General features: G+C 67.0%; 18 protein-coding genes and 1 pseudogene. 11 read left to right on the top strand and 8 right to left on the bottom strand.

The annotated features are described in order from the left end of the window. Nucleotides 1-62: 62 nt before the first annotated feature. The gene (locus tag BHQ18_RS04590; RefSeq protein WP_069412414.1) at nt 63-2,519 is read right to left on the bottom strand and encodes a CaiB/BaiF CoA-transferase family protein; all 2,457 of its coding nucleotides are present in this window, start codon (nt 2,517-2,519) and stop codon (nt 63-65) included. 226 nt (nt 2,520-2,745) lie between these two features. Here BHQ18_RS04590 and BHQ18_RS04595 point away from each other — a divergent pair, with 226 nt between their 5' ends. After that, entirely contained in the window at nt 2,746-3,282 is a 537-nt protein-coding gene (locus BHQ18_RS04595; protein WP_205866051.1) for a hotdog domain-containing protein, read from the top strand. A gap of 71 nt (nt 3,283-3,353) precedes the next feature. Here BHQ18_RS04595 and BHQ18_RS04600 read toward each other — a convergent pair whose 3' ends face one another. The 7 genes from BHQ18_RS04600 to BHQ18_RS04630 are packed head-to-tail and all read right to left on the bottom strand — an operon-like array spanning nt 3,354 to nt 10,808. Continuing rightward, nucleotides 3,354-4,856, bottom strand: coding sequence for a class I adenylate-forming enzyme family protein (locus BHQ18_RS04600; RefSeq protein ID WP_069412415.1), 1,503 nt, complete (start codon nt 4,854-4,856; stop codon nt 3,354-3,356). After that, nucleotides 4,857-6,008, bottom strand: a complete 1,152-nt coding sequence (locus tag BHQ18_RS04605) for an acetyl-CoA acetyltransferase (RefSeq protein WP_069412416.1) — start codon at nt 6,006-6,008, stop codon at nt 4,857-4,859. Next, nucleotides 6,005-7,027 carry an acyl-CoA dehydrogenase family protein gene (locus BHQ18_RS04610; protein WP_069412417.1) on the bottom strand — a complete coding sequence of 341 codons (1,023 nt, stop codon included), beginning with the start codon at nt 7,025-7,027 and terminating at the stop codon, nt 6,005-6,007. Before BHQ18_RS04610 ends, BHQ18_RS04605 begins: the two co-directional genes overlap by 4 nt. Before the next feature lie 19 nt (nt 7,028-7,046). After that, nucleotides 7,047-8,219, bottom strand: a complete 1,173-nt coding sequence (locus BHQ18_RS04615; RefSeq protein WP_069412418.1) for an acyl-CoA dehydrogenase family protein — start codon at nt 8,217-8,219, stop codon at nt 7,047-7,049. 45 nt (nt 8,220-8,264) lie between these two features. Continuing rightward, a complete protein-coding gene (locus tag BHQ18_RS04620; protein ID WP_308204567.1) occupies nt 8,265-9,029 on the bottom strand; it encodes an aldolase/citrate lyase family protein in 765 nt (254 codons plus the stop codon). Beyond that, nucleotides 9,026-9,847: a 2-oxo-hept-4-ene-1,7-dioate hydratase gene (hpaH, locus tag BHQ18_RS04625; RefSeq protein ID WP_069412419.1), complete on the bottom strand. Its 822-nt coding sequence runs from the start codon at nt 9,845-9,847 to the stop codon at nt 9,026-9,028. Before hpaH ends, BHQ18_RS04620 begins: the two co-directional genes overlap by 4 nt. Nucleotides 9,848-9,875: 28 nt before the next feature. After that, nucleotides 9,876-10,808 (bottom strand): alpha/beta fold hydrolase, encoded by a 933-nt coding sequence (locus tag BHQ18_RS04630; protein WP_069412420.1) that lies wholly within the window; start codon nt 10,806-10,808, stop codon nt 9,876-9,878. Between the two features lie 197 nt (nt 10,809-11,005). Between BHQ18_RS04630 and BHQ18_RS04635 the strand changes: the two genes are divergently transcribed. The 10 genes and pseudogenes from BHQ18_RS04635 (at nt 11,006) to BHQ18_RS04680 (ending at nt 20,279) form a co-directional block, all read left to right on the top strand. Beyond that, nucleotides 11,006-11,251 (top strand): hypothetical protein, encoded by a 246-nt coding sequence (locus BHQ18_RS04635; RefSeq protein WP_069412421.1) that lies wholly within the window; start codon nt 11,006-11,008, stop codon nt 11,249-11,251. A gap of 32 nt (nt 11,252-11,283) precedes the next feature. Next, on the top strand, nt 11,284-12,402 hold the full coding sequence (locus BHQ18_RS04640; protein WP_069412697.1) for a thiolase family protein: 1,119 nt from the start codon (nt 11,284-11,286) through the stop codon (nt 12,400-12,402). After that, nucleotides 12,399-12,848: a Zn-ribbon domain-containing OB-fold protein gene (locus BHQ18_RS04645; RefSeq protein WP_069412422.1), complete on the top strand. Its 450-nt coding sequence runs from the start codon at nt 12,399-12,401 to the stop codon at nt 12,846-12,848. The genes BHQ18_RS04640 and BHQ18_RS04645 overlap by 4 nt, the downstream gene beginning before the upstream one ends. Continuing rightward, nucleotides 12,845-14,134 carry an aromatic ring-hydroxylating oxygenase subunit alpha gene (locus BHQ18_RS04650; RefSeq protein WP_205866045.1) on the top strand — a complete coding sequence of 430 codons (1,290 nt, stop codon included), beginning with the start codon at nt 12,845-12,847 and terminating at the stop codon, nt 14,132-14,134. Before BHQ18_RS04645 ends, BHQ18_RS04650 begins: the two co-directional genes overlap by 4 nt. Nucleotide 14,135: 1 nt before the next feature. Beyond that, complete coding sequence (locus tag BHQ18_RS04655) at nt 14,136-14,648, top strand: aromatic-ring-hydroxylating dioxygenase subunit beta (protein WP_069412423.1); 513 nt, start codon at nt 14,136-14,138, stop codon at nt 14,646-14,648. Next, entirely contained in the window at nt 14,648-16,222 is a 1,575-nt protein-coding gene (locus tag BHQ18_RS04660) for a class I adenylate-forming enzyme family protein (RefSeq protein ID WP_205866046.1), read from the top strand. The genes BHQ18_RS04655 and BHQ18_RS04660 overlap by 1 nt, the downstream gene beginning before the upstream one ends. Then, nucleotides 16,219-17,004 (top strand): enoyl-CoA hydratase/isomerase family protein, encoded by a 786-nt coding sequence (locus BHQ18_RS04665; RefSeq protein ID WP_069412425.1) that lies wholly within the window; start codon nt 16,219-16,221, stop codon nt 17,002-17,004. The genes BHQ18_RS04660 and BHQ18_RS04665 overlap by 4 nt, the downstream gene beginning before the upstream one ends. Before the next feature lie 10 nt (nt 17,005-17,014). Further along, a complete protein-coding gene (locus BHQ18_RS04670) occupies nt 17,015-18,505 on the top strand; it encodes an aldehyde dehydrogenase (protein ID WP_069412426.1) in 1,491 nt (496 codons plus the stop codon). A gap of 21 nt (nt 18,506-18,526) precedes the next feature. Next, nucleotides 18,527-19,117, top strand: coding sequence for a flavin reductase family protein (locus BHQ18_RS04675; RefSeq protein ID WP_069412427.1), 591 nt, complete (start codon nt 18,527-18,529; stop codon nt 19,115-19,117). Then, nucleotides 19,117-20,279, top strand: a pseudogene (locus BHQ18_RS04680) (acyl-CoA dehydrogenase family protein). The gene BHQ18_RS04675 and the pseudogene BHQ18_RS04680 overlap by 1 nt, the downstream one beginning before the upstream one ends. Nucleotides 20,280-20,324 lie beyond the last annotated feature (45 nt).

A 20,324-nucleotide genomic window follows, 5' to 3' on the forward strand; every position in this document is an offset into this window, starting at 1 on the left:
ACTGTGCAGTTCATACGGACGCCACGTGCGTGCCGTATCGAACCGCGCACTCGCTGAACCCGTCAGTTCCCGCCGACGATCTGCTTGGATCGGAGCTCGGCGATCCTGTCACCGGAAAGCCCCAGCTCCCGCAGGACGGCGTCGGTGTGCTGGCCGACCGTACAGCCGGCGTCGGCCCTGGTCCGCGATCGCGAGAACCGGCACAGGGGCGCAAGCCGACGGTGCTGCTCAAAGATCGGGCTGACCGCCTCGACCGCGTAACCCGCCTCGAAGTACGGGTCGGTCTGCAGCACCAATTCGGAGTTGGCCTCGACTACCTCGACGCAACCGACGTCCTGGTCGGAAAGTTCGTGCTCCCACTCCAGTTTGGTCTTGGTCGCGAACACGGGCGTCAACGCGGCGGTCAGCTCGCCGTCGTGGGCGGCGCGGGACTGGGCATCGACAAAGCGTTCGTCGGCGTGCAGATCGACGTAGGGCGACAACGCCTTTGCCAGTGCGGGCCATTCCCGCGGTAGCGGCGCGGCGAGGAAGATGTACCCGTCGGACGCGCGGTACATCCGGTAGAGCGCGTTCATCCCGAAGAACTGATCGTCGGCGGCCATATGCGGCGGACGCGTCGCATAACTCGTGTTGTACGGGATCATCGCCTGCTGCACCGTGCCCAGCATGGTGGTGACCGCATTCGTCAGCGTCCGTCCGTGCCGCTTGGCGTACAGGGCGACCAGAAGTGCCGAGCCGACGCCGTGGGCTGCGATCCCGTCGGACTGCACAGCGGGGACGGCCCCGCCGGCGTGGAGTCTGACCGCCCTGCTGTGGAGGTCGTCGAGGTCGACGGGTGCCTCGCCCGTGTCGTGGCTGTCGACCAGCGCCAGACCGGAGGCCGCGCCGACGGACGGCGCGTAGGCCGCGCGGTGTGCGAACGGGCCGTCGACCCCGTAACCGGAAGTCGTGACGAAGGCCAGGTCCGGGTTGACCGCCCTGAGCGAGGCTTCGTCGATCCTCGACCGCTCGGCCGCCTTACCCCGGAAGCACTGCAGCACGATGTCGCATCGCTTCGCCAATTCGTACACCAGCTCCAGCCCCTCGGGCTTGGTGAAGTCGATAGCGACGCTTTCCTTGCCCTGCAACACCTTTGCGCCACCAGCCTCGGGGAACGCGACGAGGTTGCGCATGTTGTCACCCGCGAGCGGCTCGACCTTGATCACGCGGGCGCCCAGGTCGGCCAGCAGGGTGGCACCATACGGGCCGGCGAACATGCTGCCGAACTCGAGCACCGAGACGCCCTTGAGCGGAGGGTAGTCGGGGACGACGCCATCAGGGGTGGTCGGCCGGTCGACCAGCTCCGCTACGGACAACGCGCTGTTGTGCTCGCCGATCCGGGGCGCGGGGCGCACCTCGGTCAACGGGTTGCCGTCGACGTGAATGAGGGTCGACGGTTGCCGCACCGGCCCGAGATCGGCGTCGATTACGGTGATGGCACGGCGCTCGTGTGAGGTCTGGGGATGGTCCAGCGAGTCCTCCGGAGTCCGGAACAGCTCGCCGCTGAGGTCGGGGTTCTCCTCCATCGCCTGCTGCCATTCGGCGAGTGTGCGGGCGCCCACCCGTTCGATCATCATGTCCCACCACTCGGTGCGCAGTTCGGCGGTCGGCAGCATCGGGAAGCCCTGCCACTTCGGTTTGGCAAGCTCCTCGAGCAGGTCCAGTTCGGCGAGCCAGGCTCCGATCAACTTGGGCGACACCTGGGCGAACTGCAGCCAGCGGCCATCCTTGGTCGGGCACACGAGCAACGCGAAGATGAGATACGCCTGTGGCCTGCCCTGGTCGTCATAGGCAGCATCCATCGGCTCGAACGCACCGGGATACCGTTCCAGGACCATCTCGTAGAACCAGTTGTAGGGATCCATCGAACCCATACCGGTCACCAGATTGGTCTCGACGACCTGGCCTCGCCCGCTGGTCTCCCGCTCGAGCAGTGCGGCGAGCACCCCCTGCACCGCGGCGTGAGCCGCTCCCCACGACGCGTACGCGAATGTGATGAAAGCCGGACCCGGCCGCGGCGCGAGTCCGCGCTTCTCGTGCATGACGCCGGTCTTCGCCATCACCAGCGCCTCCCAGCCCTTGTAGTCCCGGAACGGCCCGGTCGAGCCCCAGCCGGTGATCGTCGCCACCACGAGTTGCGGGTAGGCCGTCGACAACGCGCCGTTGGCGAGGCCGATGCGCTCGGCGGTGGTCGGCCGCATGGTGTTGACCATGACGTCGGCGCTGCGCAGGAGTATCCGTAAGCGCACGAGATCCACGTCGTCGTGCAAGTCCAGGGTGACGCTGCGCTTGCCTCGCAGCAGGGCAGGCCAGCTGGCGTGCTCGCGCAGCGGACTGCCGTCGGGGGGCTCCACCATGATCACGTCGGCGCCGCAGTCGGCGAGGAACTGCGTCGCCTGCGCTCCGGGCAGCGTCGTGGACAGATCGACCACGACGAGTCCGGCCAGTGGACCATCCGATGCGGACCCGACTTCCGGCATATCCGCTCCTCACCGCCTGCTCGCAAACCTCGTCGCGACACTTTGTGACGCGCGCCACGCAAGCATTCCAGCGGCAAAGATTAATGTTAATGCATTATTCTTGGGCGATGTCGAAAAGGCGGCCGAAGTGACCGAGGAGATGGTGACGTCGAGCGGGTTCCCTCCCATGCGGACATGGCAGGAGCCAACCGTGCGCAGCCCGGGCGGCGGCGCCGAATACGGCGACATGATCGCCGCGCTGCGGGGCTTCCTCGACGACGTCGCTGCCGCCGCTCCGGACACCGCGACGACGGTGGCCCTGACGGAGGCCCTGACGGAGTGGGCCGCCCGACTGGCCGAGGTCGCAGTCGGAGAGCGCAGGCAGATCTTCGCGAGGAGGCTCGACCTACCGGGCCGTGGGCAGACCATGTGCCCTAACTTCATTCCCGTCGCGGGCGACCGGCAGCGGGTCGAGGGCACCGTCACGTTCGGCCGGTACTTCCTCGGCGGGGGTGGGGCGGTGCACGGCGGGGCCATCCCGTTGCTCTTCGACGAGGTACTCGGCCGGCTGGCCAGCAGCGGGGATCGGACACCGGCTCGAACCGCGTATCTGCACACGGACTTCCGGTCCATCACACCCGTCGGCGAGGAGCTCGTGGTACGGGCCTGGTTCGTCAGCGAGCAGGGACGCAAACGGATCCTTCGCGCTGAGCTCATGCACGGTGAGACGCTGTGCGCCGAAGCCGAGGGACTGTTCATCGAGCTACGGCCCGGCCAACCATGATCCGTCTGGATTAGGTCGCGAGCGTGCGTGAAGTCGGGTTCCTCCGCGGCCTACCCACACGCACGTCTGCGCTAACCCCGCGCTGGTTGGCGACGCTGAATATCCCTGTCGTGCAGGGTGATCAGATCGCGTAGCGCAAGTCGGTCCGGCTTGAGCATCGCCGTCAGGGGCAGCTCGTCAACGATGAGCAATTCGTCGGGGGCCTTGTAGTCGGCCAGTTGACCCGTCACGTGTGAACGTAACTCGGCCAATGTCGGTGGTTCGGCACTTTTTGCCGGGACCACGACGGCGACGCCGATCTCTCCGATCACCGGGGCGGGACGGCCAACCACCGCAGCCTGTTTCACCCCCGGATGTCCGGTGAGCGCTCTCTCGACCTCCCCGGGATGGACGTTGTATCCACCTCGGATGTACATGTCGCCGCTACGTCCGACGAGCACCAGGTTGCCGTCCGCGTCGAGCGTGCCGATATCACCGGTACGCAGCCAGCCGTCGCGCAGCACCTCGGCGGTGAGTTCGGGGTTGCGCCAGTATCCACGCATCACACAGGGGCCGCTCACCTCGACGACCCCGTCGGGAGCTACGCGCACCTCCATCCCCGCGGCGGGCCGGCCGACAGTTCGGAACGCAATCTCGGCGGGGTCGGTGGGTTCGGTGCCGCAGATGGTCGGACACTCGGTCATCGCGTACCGCACAACCAGCGGAACCCCGATCCGCTCGGCGACCCGATACACCAGTTCGGGCGGCGCCGGCGCAGTAGCCACGATACCGATCCGCAGATGCGGCAACGCTTTCCGACTCACACCCTCGACCTCGAGCAGCTTGGCCCACTGGGTCGGCACGGCACCGGCCACCGTGATCCGCTCATCGCGCAGCACATCGAACATGCCCTGTGCCGACCACGGTGCCGGCGGCACCACCAGCGTGCTGCCCCACATCAACTGATCCCAGAGCTTGAACATGTAGCCGGCGTGGGCGAACGGCGTCGACGTGAGGCGCCGGTCGTAAGGGGCGCTCATGACACCCGCCGCCGCAGCCCCGGCCGCCAGCCGATGAGCGTCGAACACCGCACCCTTGGGTCTTCCCGTGGTCCCGCTGGTGAAGATCAGTGCGACCGAGTCCCACCGGGTCAGCTCCACGCGAGGCGGTCCCGATGCCGAGACATCAGTGGTCAGCGCATCTCGCTGCAGCACCCGGCATCCGGTGTCCGGCAGTGCGCCGAGTTGCTCGTCGGCGACGATCAAGGCTGGGGTGGCCTGCTGCAGGATCGACTCCATCTCGCTACGCCCAAGCCGCGGGTTCACCCCGGTGGTGATCGCGCCGATCATGGCCGCCGCGGCGTAGCACGTCGCATAGTCGATGCCCGAGGGCAGCCACAGCAGGACCACGTCGCCTTTGCCGACTCCGAGATCGGCGAATTGCGCTGCCACGCAACGGGCCCGGCCAACCCACTCGGCGAATGTGATCCGCGCGCCCGGCTCGACGTAGGCCTCGACACCACCGTGGGCGGCGGCCGCGGACTCCAGCATCGACCGGGTGTCCTCGACGTCGGAACTCACCGGCGCGCGCGACATCTACGGCTCCTCGGCGCCGAGAATAACGGTCCCGCTGGAACAGAACCAGCCGCCGGTGCCGCTGACGCAGGCGATTCGCGCGTCGGGCACCTGCCGCGGGCCGCATTCGCCGCGCAGCTGACGGGCCGCTTCAACCAACAGGAACAATCCCCGTTGGCCGGGATGGCAAGCAGACAGCCCACCACCGTCGGTGTTCGTGGGCAGCTTGCCGCCCAGTCGCAGCGAGCCCTCTTCGACGAACGGGCCGCCCTCCCCCTTCGGACAGAAGCCGAGGTCCTCGAGGGTGAGCAGCAGCATGTAGGTGAATGCGTCGTAGATCTCGGCGACGTCGACGTCGGACGGGGCGACCCCGGCGCGCGCGAAGGCCAGCGGGCCGCTGACCGAAGCCGGACCGACGGTCAGGTCGTCCCACTGAGACGTGAGCATGTGCGAGGTGGTCTCGCCGGAACCGAGCACCCAGACCGGTTTGGTCGGCAGGTCCTTGGCACGCTCGGCGCTGACGAGCACGACGGCCGCGCCGCCATCACTGCGAATGCAGCAATGCAGCTTGGTGAAGGGATCGGCGATCATCGGCCCGGCCAGCACGTCGTCCACAGTGATCGGGTCGCGGTAGTAGGCCTCAGGGTTGTCGGCGGCGTTGAACCGAGCCGACACCGCCACCTCGGCCAGCTGCTCGATTGTGGTTCCGTAGGTGAACATGTGGCGCCGAGCCGCCATGGCGTACTTGGAGATCAGCGTGTGGCCGTAAGGCGCTTCCCATTGCAGGGGGCCGCGGACACCCCAGTTGATGTTGGCGCCGCGTAAACCTTTGCGGAGATCCGACCGAGCGGTGGAACCGTAGGTCAGCAGCACCACGTCGGCGTGCCCGGCAGCGATCGCGTCCACCGCGTGCGCCGCCATCACTTCCCACGACGCGCCACCGACGGCGGTCGAGTCGATCCAGCGCGGCCGCAGCCCGAGGTATTCGCCGACGTCGACCGGCGGCAAGGTGCCCTGACCGGTGGAGGCCAGTCCGTCGATGTCTGCGGGTGTCAGTCCTGCATCGGCCAGGGCGCGCCTACTGGCCTGGGCGATCAGCTCATAGGCCCCTTTGTGGTCGACGCGCCCCACGTCGGAGAGGGCGACGCCGGCGATCGCGACGGCGCGGCTCACTGGGCGCGGTCCTGGGCGAGCAACTCGGCGAGCACGTCGGCCGGCTCAGCGAAGAGGTGCCGAAACACGTGGGCACGCTTGAGGTACAGATGCATGTCGTTCTCGAATGTGTAGCCCATTCCGCCGAAGACCTGGATACCCGCGGCAGCATTGTCGACGGCTGCCGAGCCGGCCACCGTGGCTGCCGAGAGCACCTGCAGCAGCGCATCCGGGCGTTCACTCGCCAAAGCGATTGCGGCGAACAGGGTCTGGGCCTGTGCGGCCTCGGCGGCGATCTCCATGTTCACACAGGCGTGCTTGATGGCTTGATGAACGCCGATCGGCTTCCCGAATTGCTCCCGGGTCTTGGCGTGTTCGGTCGCCAGCGCTGCAGCAGCCGACGCCAGGCCTGTGAGGTAGGCGGCGGCAAGCACCACGGCGCGCCCCCAGACCCAGTCGTCTTCGCTTGACAGCCAGTGCGACGCCTCCACGGACTCGACTGTGGCCGAGGACATCCGGGTGCCCGGGTCGGCAGCACTCACGGGGGTCAGCGGACCGAGTGACTCGATGTCGACCAGCGCGGCGCCGACGCGGGCCACCACCAGGGCGTGCGACGCGCCCGCCGGCTCGAACAGATCGAAGGTGCCCTTGACCGGCCGCACGTCGCCGTCGCCCCGCAGCACTGCGAGCGCCACCAGGGCTGTCCCGGAGCCAATGCGCTCGGCAAGCGCCACATCGCCGCAGCGGGCGGCCACCCGCGCGGCCAGGGTGCACGCGAGAAACGGACCCGGCGAAAGACGCTTGCCGAGCTCGATGAACAGCAGCGCTTCGTCGTCGAACGTGCGCCCCGACCCGCCTGCCTCCTCGTCGAGTCCGAGTGTGAGCAGACCGAGTTCGGCGCACTCCCGCCAAAGGCCTTCAGGCACCGCCGCTTCCGCATGGCGATGGGCGCGAATGCTTTCGATGGGCATCCGCTCGGCGAGGAATTCTCCTGCAGCCTCGATGATTTCGAGCTGCTCGGGTCCAGGCAGCAGATTCACGACGATCTCCTCATCGAATTCAACGGGGCAATCCGAGCACGCGTTCGCCGACGATGTTGCGCTGAATCTCCGACGTACCGCCACCAATGGCCTGGGAAAAGCTGTAGTAGTAGTAACCGACCCAACCGTCGTCGTCCCACCGCGACGTGTGGCGGATCGCCCCCGCCCCCACAATGTCCATCGCCAGCTTGCCGATCTCTTTGGCCAGTTCGGAGTACATCAACTTGACGATCGAGCCGCGCGGACCGGGCGTTTCGGTCTTCATGGCCTCGCAGATGTTGGTATAGGTGAGGGCGCGCAGCGACGCCACCGAGGCGCGGGCCGTGGCCAGGCGCCGCGCGATCTCGTCGTCAGCGATGGCGGGCCTGCGTCCGTCGGGGCCGACGTGGTCGCGGGCATAGTCGATGAGGTCCTCGATGATCTTGGCCAACCTCACCTGGTTGGCAGTGAACGCGGTGCCGCGCTCGAAGGACAGCGTCGCCATCGCGACCGACCAGCCTTCCCCCACGTCGCCGACCACGTCGGACAGCGGGATGCGGACGTCGTCATAGAACACCTCGCAGAACTCCGAGCCGCCCTCGATGGTCTCGATCGGGCGCACATCGATGCCCGGGGTGTTCATGTCGCAGATGACCCAGGTGATGCCCTTGTGCTTGCTGCCGGTGGTGTCAGTGCGGACCAGCAGTTCCTGGTAGTCCGCGACGGTGGCGAAACTGGTCCACAACTTCTGGCCGGACACCACCAGGTGCTCCCCGTCGATGACCGCCTTGGTGCGCAATGCTGCCAGGTCCGAACCGGCGCCGGGCTCGGAGAAGCCCTGACACCAGATCACCTCACCGCGAAGGATCTTCGGCAAGTGGAAGGATTTCTGCTCCTCGGTGGCCCTGGTGATCAGCGTGGGCCCGGCGTGCGAGTTGCCGACGAAGCACGCGTCGATGCCGGGGAACCCCCGCGCCGCGTATTCCTCGTACCAGATCAACTGCTGAAGCAACGTCAGCCCTTTGCCGCCGTACTCCTGCGGCCACGCGATACCCGCCCAGCCACCATCCCATTGGGTGCGCTGCCAGGCGAGGTCGTACTCGCGGATGCCCGCGTCGTCGCGCGGCCGTGGCTCGCTCGGCCGGTTCTCATCGAGCCACGTGCTGACCTGGTCGCGGAACTCGAGTTGGTCAGGCGTGAAATCGAGGTCCATGATTCGAAAGTGTAGGTGACACGATAGTCAGAAACAATGCGTTGATTACGGTCGGCGGTATTTGGCCGTCAGTTCCTCGGCACCGCGCGCCAGCAGTGCCACGTCCGCCCCCACGAGCACAAAGGACGCGCCTGCCCCCACGTAGCGGCGCGCCACCGACTCTTTGAACGCGTTCACCCCGGCACTCTTGCCGTGTTCGAGGATCGTCTCCAGCGCTTTCTCGATGGCGCGCAACACATCTGGATGCTCCGGTTGGCCGAGCTTACCCATCGAAGCCGCGAGGTCGGCCGGTCCGATGAACACCGCATCCACGCCGTCTACGTCGGCAATGTCACCAAGGTGCGCCAAGCCGGCGACGCTCTCCACCTGCACGGTCAGGGACACCGTGGCATCGGCGGTGACAAGGTAGTCAGATATGCGGTTCCACCGGGATGCGCGCGCCAGTGCGCTGCCCACTCCCCGGATGCCTGCGGGCGGGTAACGGGTGGCGGCGACGGCGGCAGCAGCCTCGCGGGCATCGTCGATCATCGGGACGATGATGTTCTGTACGCCGATGTCGAGGAGTTGCTTGATGAAGACCGGGTCGGCGGACGGCGGACGAACCAGCACGTCGACGTCCGGATAGCCGGCGAGCACCTGCAGCTGTTCGAGCGTGGTACGGAGGTCGTTGGGCGCGTGTTCCTGATCCAGCAATACCCAGTCGATTCCCGATCCCGCGCAGATCTCGGTCACGTAACCGCTTCCTGAGGCCAGCCACATGCCGAACCGCGGGTCGCCGTCGCCGATGCGCTGCGTCCACCGATTCGTCACGATTCCGGCCCGTCGAACGAGACCGACACCGTGCCCAGTGGACCGTAGTCGGCGACGAAGCTGTCCCCCGGTTCGGCGAAAACCGGCTTGGTGAACGACCCGGACAGGATCACCTCGCCTGGCTCCAACGAAACACCATGCGGTGCAAGCCGGTTCGCCAACCACGCGACGCCGTTGCCGGGGTGGTTGAGCACCGCGGCGGCCACCCCGGACTCCTCGATGGTGCCGTTGCGCAGCAGCAGAGCCGCGACCCAGCGCAGGTCGATGTCCAGCGGCCGCACCACCCGCCCACCGAGCACGAGCCCCGCGTCGGCCGCGTTGTCGGCGATGGTGTCGACGATGGTGCGCAGGTGACCGGTCTCGGGATCCGACATCTGCACCCTGGCGTCGAGAATCTCCAATGCGGGCGTGACGAACTCGCATGCCCGGAGGACGTCGAACAGCGTGACGCCCGGACCGCGCAGCTGCTCGCCCAACACGAAGGCCAACTCGACCTCGACACGCGGCCGGATGAAACGGCCGAGCGGAACCCGGCCGCCGTCCTCGACGAACATGTCGTCGAAGAGAGCGCCGTAGTCCGGTTCGTCGATCGACACCGCGCGCTGCATCACCTTCGACGTCAGGCCGATCTTGCGGCCCTTGACGTGCAGGCCGTCGGCGACCTTCAGCGCGACGAGCGCCCGCTGGACGGCATAGGCGTCCTCGATGGTCATGTCGGGGTAGTCGAGGGACAGCTGCCGAATCGGCGTGCGTGTCTGCTCAGCCTCGTACAACCGGCGCGCGATTGCGTCGAGCTCGGTGCCAGCGGGTCTCGTCATGATCTGATGCTCTTCGCGCAGGCGCTCATCATCGAGTCAGAAAATCCACAGCCGCCGCGTTGAACGACTCGGGGTCCTCGAAGTGCGGCCAGTGCCGCACGGACGCCATCTCGAAGACCTCGGAGTTCGGGATCAAGCCGGCGATCGTACGCGCGGTGTCCTGGTACACGCCGTGATCCTTGCCCGACGCCACGATCATCACGGGGGCAGTGATGCCGCGCCACCCGTCGTCGGGAATCAGGTTGCGCTCGCGCACCTTCTCGTCCTGCAGGATCAGCAGCCGGTCGATGGTGTTGCGGGTGTCTTCGCGCCGGTAAACCGCCTGGCGCAGCCCGATCAGATCGGGCAGCCGGTTGCCCTCGTCGGCGATCAGATGGGCGAATACGGCATGTAACGACTCCCATGTCGGCTCATTCACCGCCTTGGTGCGCTCCGCGCGGATACGCGCCATGTTCGCCGCCGACGCCTCCCGCCCGGCCGGCGACATCAGGACCACCCTGTCCACCCGGTCGGGATGACCGACCGCAATCGCGGATGCGACGAAGGCGCCGAGCGACATGGCGACTAAGTGGGCCGACGTCATCCCGAAGTGGTCCATCACCCCCAGCACGTGCTCGACATAGATCGCGATCTCGTAGTCGTAGTCCGGCTTGTCCGAGAACCCGTTGCCCACCATGTCGATGGCCACGCAGTGGAAGTGCTCGCTCAACGCAGCCAGATTCGGGGCGAACGTCTCCCAGTGCCCGCCGGTGCCGTGCAGCAGGATGAGGTGCGGCTTGTCCGGGCTGCCGGCCTCGGCGTATCGCGTACTCACGGCCGCGCCGTTGACCGAGATCTCGACGAAGCCCTGACGGAAGTCCAATTCCTTCAGGTACATCCAGATGCTGCGGTAGTCGTCGGTGTCCACAACGGCCCCGACAGCCGCCGGGGCGGTGGTGGCAGGTACTTGCGCTTGGCTCATCTCACCTTCTCAGTTTCGCTATCTGACATCACTGTCATCTACTGCTGGCGTCACGGCGCTTGTCTGACCATCGTCGCACAGACGATATGTTCGCATGTAGACAACAACTCACACCACCCAGCCGACGTCCTCGGCGCGTACGGCCATTGCACATACTTCCATTGCTTCTGACAGTTGTATGCGGTAGAACTGAGCGAGTGAACACCCCGGCCGGACGCCGCGTCCTCGCCGAACTCGCCAACGAGTTCGCAGCGGTGCGTTTGTCGTTGGACGTCAGCGGCAACGGCCCCCGCCTGCTTGTCGAAGACCTCGAGAGTGGCGAACACGTCTTCCTTTGCCCGCTGGAGTTGGCGAGCTTCACCGAGGCCACCCCCGAGGACCGCGAGGACTGGCTGCGAGTGGGCAACTACCGCGGAGAACGTCAACCCGGGAAGCGTTCGTGAGCACGCCCGACGTCGACCTGGTCGGACTGGGCATGACGGCGATGTCGCTGAGGCCGGGTGCCACACCGCTCGAACTGGCCGCCGAGGCAACTGGCATCGCGCTGGCCGACGCCGGACTCGGGCGCGCAGACATCGACGGCCTCCTGGTCGGCTCGTCGCAGGGCGTGCGGCCGGACCGACTGGGCGTCGGCTTCGCCGCACGGGGCGGCTTCTCGGACCTACGCCTCCTCGAACACGTCGAGATCAAGGGCGCCACCACGATTGCCATGATCCAGCGCGCGCGCCACGCGATCACCACCGGCGAGGCGACGACCGTGGTGTGCGTGTTCGCCGACGCGCCGCTGGTTGCGGGTCGCGGCGCGGGCTCGTCGTACGCGCACAGCGGCGGCAACGTCGGGGTCCGCGGGTTGGAGCGGGCCTCAGGACTGCTCGGATCGGTGCCGACGTACGCGCTGCTGGCCCAGCGGTGGCTGCACGTCACCGAAACCGATGCCGACGCATTACGCGCGGTGGCCGTCACCGCGCGAGCGTGGGCGCGCGGCAATCCCGACGCTGTAAACCGCGAACCGCTCGACGATGCCGGCTACAACGCCAGCCCGATGATCGCCGAACCACTGCGGTTGTTGGACTGTGCGCGGCCGGTGAACGGGGCGGTCGCCGTGGTGCTCACCGGTTCGGCCTCGATCGGCGATACCCGACTGCGGGTGCTCGGCACCGGCCGGGAGCATCCGGTCCGACGCCGACGCGCAGGCGCCGAATCGTGGTTCGGCGGCGGGGCGAGAGCGGTGGACGACGCGTTGGAACAGGCCGGCATGACACGCTCGGACCTCGATGTCGCCGAGCTCTATGACCCGTTCTCCATCGTCACGCTGGTGCTGCTCGAGGAATACCGGCTCACCGGTGACGTCCCGGTGGGCGCCTTCGTCGGCGAGGGTCACACCGGACCGGGCGGCACGCTGCCGACCAACACCGGCGGCGGCCAACTGTCCGGGTTCTACCTGCAAGGCATGACGCCCCTGGCCGAGGCCGTGATCCAGCTCCGCGGCGCGGGCCGGGATCGTCAGGTTCCCAACGCCACCGTGGCCTTGGTCGGCGGCATCGGAGGTCGGCTTGACCACCATGCTGCGCTGGTCTTGGAGCGTGTGGCGTGACCACCGTGGACAAGCGGCTCCTCGAGGACTGGTTGCTGGATCCAGCACTGGCACCCGATGCTGAGCTCGATGTCCTGGCGCCGCTGTACCGGGCGGCGGAACGGCACGAGCTGGCACTGCCGTTCTGCGCGGCGTGCGAGAATCCACTGGAACTCGACCAGGAAGTCTGCGACTACTGCGGGGGCACCGAACCCGACTGGCGCACAGTCGAACTACGCGGGACCGTCCACGCCGCAACTCTGATGCACCGACGCGAACCCGGGCTGGTCCATGCGCAGGCCCCCTACCCCATCGTCGACGTCGAACTGGCCAGCGGACACCGCTTGCTGATGACGTCCGCGCAGCCCGCGGACGGCGTGCCGGCCATCGGCGGAACAGTGCGCATCGGCTTCCGCCGCCTCGGCGGCGTCGCAATCCCAGCCATCGACACCTTGGAGGACGAGTGACAACGCTCGAATCAGCCACTGCCACTGACGATTTCGATGTCAATAGCGTCGTCCGTGATGACCGGGTGCACGGGTCGGTCTACACCTCGGCCGAGATCTTTCGCCGCGAAATGGCGACCATCTTCAAGACCGGCTGGGTCTACGTCGCGCACGAAAGCGAGGTAAGCGAGCCTGGCGACTACCTCACCCGGCTCATCGGCCACGAGCCAGTCGTGGTGGTGCGCGGCAAGGACGGCGTGGTGCGCGTGGCGCTCAACCGCTGCACACACCGCGCCAATAAGTTGTGCAACGCCGAGAAAGGCAATGCCAACTCGTTCCGCTGCCCCTACCACGGCTGGACCTTTACCAACACCGGTGCGCTACAAGGTGTTCCGATGCGGGAGGGCTACGGCGAGGCCTTCAACCAGGTGCGCTCCGAACTGAGCCTGGCGCAGGCGCCCCGGGTCGACAGTTACGGCGGCTTCGTCTTCGCGTCGCTGGCGCCCGACGGCGTCTCCCTGCGCGAACACCTCGGCAAGGCGACGGGCGCCATCGACCGACTGCTCAACCTGTCCCCCACCCGCGAAATCGACCTACGGGCCGGCTGGATGAAGCATCTGCACCACGCCAACTGGAAGATGGTTGTGGAGAACAACGTCGACGGCTACCACGCGCTGTTCACGCACGCCTCGGTATATGACGCGATCAAGCCGGCCAAGGTGTCCCACGTCCCGACGAAGGTCGACGTCCTGGTCCGCGACCTCGGCGACGGACACTCCGAGATCGATTACACCGACGAATACCGCAAGCTGGACGAGGAATTCATCTGGTACGGCCGAATCCCGCGGGCGAAGCTCGGCGGTTACGTCGACGCACTGGAGCAGGCATACGGACCCGAGCAGGCGCACGACGCTCTGGTGGTGGGCCCCCCGCACACCCTGATCTGGCCCAATCTGTTCCTGGCCGAGATGAACGTCATGTTCGTCGAGCCGCAGGCCCCCGACCGCACCGTCGCCTACACCACGGCCGTGTTGATCCCGGGTCAGGACGCACTGAACGAACGCACGCTGAGGCGCTCTGAAGGGGCGATGGGTCCGGCGGGGTTCCTGATCGCCGACGACGGCGAAATCGGCATGCGCAACCAGGCCGGCCTCGCCGCCGAGTTACCCGAGTGGCTGGTGCTGGCACGCGGTGTAGAGCATGACATCACCGACGACACCGGAATCATCAACCGGGACAAGAGCGCTGAGACACCGCAGCGCGGGTTCTACTCGCAGTGGGCAGCCGTGGTCGGCGGGAGGGCGTGAAATGACCCTTGACACCGAGTCACAGATGCGTCCTGTGCTGCGGCCGTTGCCGGACGCCGAGATCCTCTCGTTCCTGTACCTGGAGGCGCGGTTGGCCGACGAGGGCCGCTACTCGGAGTGGGAGGCGCTCTGGGCTGACGACGACACGGTCGTGTACCGCGTGCCCATGCATCCCGACGACGACCCGCGGACCTCGCTGGCCTACATCAACGACAATCGGCGGCGAATCAAGAGTCGGGTGGCTCAGTTGAACACGGGTAACCGGCACTCTCAGACCCCGCCGTCGGTGATGCGGCGCGTGGTCTCCAACAGCGAAGTGGTCGAGGACATTGACGGTCTGGTCACCATCGAGTCCAACTTCGCATTGTTCGAATACCGTATCCGGCAACGCTTCTGGGCCGGTCGGGTGAGCCACACCATTTGTCGGACGGCGGAGGGCCCGCGACTCGTCCGCAAGATCGTGAACCTGATTGACGCGGGCGGTCCGGTCGACACCCTGGCATTCCTGATCTGATGCTCATCGGAGACATCGCCACCAACAACGCACGTCGCTACCCGGACAAGCGCGCCCTCGTCGACGCCGACCGGGTGCACACCTGGACCCAGGTCGACGAACGAGCTCGGCGCCTGGCCGGCTACCTGGCCGGACAGGGGCTGGAACCCGGAGACCGGGTGATGGTCATCGCCCGCAACTGCATCGAATGGCCCGAGATCTCGTTCGGGTTGGCCAAGGCCGGACTGATCGCTGTGCCGGTGAACATCCGGCTCGCGCCCGACGAGGTCGCTCACGTCCGCGACGACTGCGGTGCCCGTGCGGTGATCGTGCACGCCGACCACCTGGACAAGTTCACCGGCGAACTGGCCAACCTACCTGTAGTCCTCACCATCGGCCCGGAATACGAAACCGCCTTGTGGGCAACCGATCCCGAGCCACCGCGCCTCGATGTCAACCCCGACGACGTCGCGGTGATCCTTTACACCAGCGGCACCACCGGTCGCGCCAAGGGTGTGATGCACACCCACCGCAGTCTGCTGTATCAGGCGGCCGACACCAATTTGGTGACCGAGGCCAACCGGTCGGACGTCATGCTGGCGACCACCCCGTTCTTCACGGCCGGGGGGATGGTGCGCACGGTGTCGTGGCTTTACCTCGGCCAGACGATGGTCATCCATCAACGGTTCGACCCGCAGGCGGTGATCGACGAGATCGAACGCAGCGCAATCACCTTCACCACGTTCATCCCCACGATGCTGCACCGTACGCTGGCAATCCTCGAGAACGGCCCACCGCGGGACATGTCGAGCCTGCGGCGGATCTCGTACGGCTCGGCACCAGTGCCGCCAGGCCTGGCCCGCAAGGCCATGGACCTGCTCGGCTGCGATCTGCAGCAGCGGTACGGGCTCACCGAATGTGGCGGGCAGGCCACGATTCTCACGCCGCAGGATCACCGCGACATCGTCGCGGGCCGGTCGTCGATCGGTACGTCCTGCGGTCGAGAGACCCCGATGTGCGCGATCCGCGTCATCAACCCCGACGGGAGCGACGCCCCGATCGGCGAGGTCGGCGAACTCGTCATCGTCAGCCCGGCCAACGCCGTCGGCTATTGGAAACTGCCCGAGCAGACGGCCGAGACCTTCCGGCCGGATGGTCTCCGCACCGGCGACCTGGGCTTCCTCGACGCCGACGGCTACCTCCACATCACCGGCCGGCGCACCGACCTCATCATCTCCGGTGGCTTCAACGTCTACCCCGCCGAGATCGAGCGGGTCATCGCACAGCACTCGGGTGTTGACATGGTCGCCGTCGTCGGCGTGCCCGATGCGGACTGGGGCGAGACGCCGGTGGCGGCGGTGATACCCAAGGCCGCCGTCAACGACAACGACGCATTGGCCGCCGAACTGGCCGTACTGTGCCGCGCCGAGTTGGCCGGATACAAGCAACCCCGCCGGTTCGTGTTCTGGCGCGAGTTCCCGCTGGGTCCAGCGGGCAAGATCCTCAAGCGCGAGATAGCTAACCAGGTAAACCAGGTAGGCGATGCGGATGCGAAGATTTCGGTACCGACCGGATCCACCGAGGGGCGCCCGTGACCGAACAGACCGACCTTGCCACCATCGAATTCAGTGTCGCCGACCATGTAGCCACCATTGCGCTGAACAGGCCCGAACGGATGAACAGCTTCACCGAACAGATGGCGGACGAGCTGGCCGCGGTGTGGGCCAGGGTCCGGGACGACGACGACATCCACGTTGCCGTGTTGCAAGCCAACGGCGACCGGGCCTTCTGCACCGGCCTCGACGTGTCCGAGGGCACGTGGTGGACGCACAAGACGATCTTCAATCAGGAAGACCCCGGCGAGGTGCTCGGCCCGAAGGCGCACCGGGTGTGGAAGCCGGTGATCGCGGCCCTGCACGGCATCGTCGCGGGCGGGGCGATGTACTTCGTCAACGAGTGCGACTTCTCCATCTGCAGCGAGACCGCCACGTTCTTCGACCCGCATGCCAACGCGGGCATCGTCTCAGCACTCGAGCCCATGGGCATGCTGGCCCTCGGTGTGCCCTACGGCGAGGTCATGCGCTGGGCTCTGCTGGGCAGCGAGGAGCGGATGTCCGCGCACACGGCGCTGCGGATCGGACTGGTCACCGAGGTGGTGCCCGATGATCAGTTGCGCTCCCGGGCTGCGGAACTGGCGGCGGAGATCGCCGCGCGACGCCCCGCGGGTATCCAAGGCACAGTCCGCGCGATGTGGGAGGCTCGCGACCTGACGCCCACTGTCGCGGCGCGACACGGGAAGTTCTACACCGATCTGGGTAACGCCGGTGCCGGTCGCACGGATTCTCGCGCCAACAAGAAGAAGCCGCGCACTCGATGAGGAGCACGCCATGACCGACACCACAACTGAGCGGCTGGTCGAGTTCGACTTGCTGATCGGCGGCGAAACAGTCACTGCTGCTTCCGGTTCCACGTACGACAGCGTCGACCCGTTCACCGGGCGCCCCTGGGCGCGGGTGCCCGACGGCGGTGCCGACGACGTCGACCGCGCGGTGGCCGCCGCCCGCGCCGCACTGGACGGCCCGTGGGGCGAGCTCACCGCGACCGCGCGTGGCAAGCTGCTGTGGCGGCTCGGCGAGGTCATCGCGCGCGAGGCGGAGCACCTGGCCGAGTTGGAGGTCCGCGACGGGGGCAAGCTGACCCGCGAGATGGTCGGCCAGATGAAGGCGCTACCGGACTACTACTTCTACTACGCCGGGCTGGCGGACAAGCTGCAGGGCGAGGTCGTGCCGGTCGACAAGCCGAACTTCCTGGTCTACACCCGCCACGAGCCGGTAGGCGTCGTCGGCGCGATCACCCCGTGGAACTCGCCGCTACTGCTGTTGACGTGGAAGCTCGCCGCAGGCCTGGCCGCCGGATGCACATTCGTGGTCAAGCCGAGTGACCACACGCCCACGTCGACCCTCGCGTTCGCAAAACTGTTCGCCGAGGCGGGCTTTCCGCCGGGCGTGATCAACGTCGTCACCGGCTGGGGTCCCGAGACCGGCGCCGCCCTGGCGTCGCATCCCGGCATCGATAAGGTCGCCTTCACCGGGTCCACCGCCACCGGCATCCACGTCGGCAAGGCCGCGATCGAGCACATGGCCCGCTTCACGTTGGAACTGGGCGGCAAGTCGGCGCAGGTGGTGTTCGACGATGCCGACCTCGACGCGGCGGCCAACGGCGTCATCGCGGGCGTCTTCGCCGCCACTGGCCAGACCTGCCTGGCAGGCTCCCGCTTGCTCGTTCACGAGAGCGTCGCCGATGCGCTGGTCGAGAAGATCGTCGCGCGTGCGGCCACCATCAAGCTGGGAGACCCGAAGGATCCGGCGACCGAGATGGGCCCGGTGTCCAACCAGCCGCAGTACGAGAAGGTGCTGTCGCACTTCGCCTCTGCCCGCGCAGAGGGCGCGACGGTAGCCTACGGCGGCGAAGCCGCCAGCGAGCTCGGCGGCTTCTTCGTGAAGCCCACGGTGCTGACCGGCGTCGATCGCTCGATGCGCGCCGTCGCCGAAGAGGTCTTCGGGCCCGTGCTCGCGGTGATGACCTTCGCCGACGAGGACGAGGCCATCGCCACCGCGAACGACACAGAGTTCGGATTGGCCGCAGGCGTGTGGACCAAAGACATTCACCGCGCGCACAGGGTGGCCGCCAAACTACGGGCAGGCACCGTATGGATCAACGCCTACCGCGTTGTCGCACCTCACGTTCCGTTCGGTGGCATTGGCTACAGCGGTATCGGCCGGGAGAACGGCATTGACGCCGTGAAGGACTTCACCGAGACCAAGGCGGTGTGGGTGGAGCTCTCCGGAGCCACCCGCGATCCGTTCACGCTCGGCTGATTCCAATACAAGGGAGAGAAGATGACAGTCGACACCGACGCCGCTAACGCGGTGCTCAACGGACTGCGCCCGTTTCCGGTCGCGGTCACCACGATCGACGGCGGCTTCGCCAACGGCCTGATGTCGTTGTCGGCGGGCTCGGCCAGCATCGTGCCCGAGCTGCCCCGCGCCACCATCAGCCTGACGAAGTACAACAAGACCCACGACATGCTGGTGAACTCCGGCATCTTCGTCATGCACATGTTGTCGGCGGGTCCCGATGAGATCGACGCATCGATGGACATCATGATGACCCTCGGCGGCAGCTCCGGCCGCGACGGCGACAAGATCGCCAAGCTCCGCACCAAGCCCGGCGTCACCGGCGCCCCGATCCTGCTTGACGCCCACAGCTACGTGGAGTGCCGGATCACCGGATCGCTGGACAACGACGAGAACACGATCTTCGTCGGCGACGTCGTCGCCGCGGAGGTCTTCAGCTCCGCGCAGCGGCTGCGCATCGGCGAGGCGTGGGGCAAGTTGCCGCATGAGTGGATCGAACAGTACGAGGCGAACCACGAGCCGCAGCTGAAGAGCGCACGGGACCTGCGGGCGGCCGCCGCAGCACAGGCCTGATGTCCGAAGACTCCACCGGCGCTTGGGAGTTGCCGGAGGAACTGGTGATGCTGCGCGACACCGTGCGGCGGTTCATGGACTCGCACGTCCATCCGGCTGAGGAGCAGCTCGATCACGACACCGTCGGGTTGCCGCGCGAGCAGCTCGTCGAGTTGCAGGCCAAGGCCAGGGCACTCGGGCTGTGGGCGCTGCAGACACCAGTCGAGTACGGCGGCGCAGGCCTCAGCGTGCTCGGCCAGGTGGTGGTCGCCGAGGAAGCGGCGAAATGCCGAATGGGGGCGTTCTTCCCCGCACTCGGTGCCTTCGGGGGCAACCCGCCCAATATCATGTTCAAGGCATCACCCGAGCAGTTCGAGAAGTACGCCAAACCGATTGTCGACGGCACCATGTCCAAGGCGTACACGGCCATCACCGAGGCCTCCGGAGGATCCGATCCCGCGCGGGCGATCACGCTCAAGGCCGTCCGCGACGGTGACGGTTACGTGCTCAACGGCTCCAAGATGTGGATATCTCATGCTCCCCATGCCGACTGGGGCGTGGTCTACGCCCGTACCGGCGAGGGGCGCCAGGGCATTTCAGCCTTCATTCTCGAGAAGGACACGCCTGGTGTCACGATCAGCCGCATTCCGGTGATGGCGTCGTTCGCGCCCTACGAATTGCACTTCGACAACGTACGGCTCGACGCCGCCCAGTTGATCGGCGCCGAGGGGCAGGGTTTCGCGCTGGCCAGCGACTCCTCGTGCACGGGCGCATCGTCTACGCGGCTGGTCCGATCGGCATCGCGCAGGCTGCGTTGGACATGACCTGCCAGTGGGCGCGGGACCGAGACGTGTTCGGCGGACGACTGGCCGACAAACAGGGCGTCCAGTGGATGCTCGTCGACAGCGAGGTCGAACTACGCGCCGCGCGACTGCTGATGTACCAGGCGGCCTGGAATGCCGACCTGGGCCGCAACGTCCGGGTTGACGCATCGGTGGCCAAGATGTACGGCACCGAGGCCGCCTATCGAGTGCTCGACCGCTGCATCCAGATTCACGGCGCGCTGGGCATCTCCACCGAACTGCCACTGGAGCGATGGTTCCGCGATCTGAGGGTCAAGCGGCTCGGCGAGGGTGCCACGGAAGTCCAGCGCGAAGTCGTCGCCCGGTCACTCTTGAGATAGTTATACAGTTATCTGGTTCCGGGTGACAGAGGAGTCATGTGCGCT

Origin of the sequence: Mycolicibacterium flavescens (assembly GCF_001722335.1) — a bacterium.
Classification (GTDB): Bacteria; Actinomycetota; Actinomycetes; order Mycobacteriales; family Mycobacteriaceae; genus Mycobacterium; species Mycobacterium flavescens.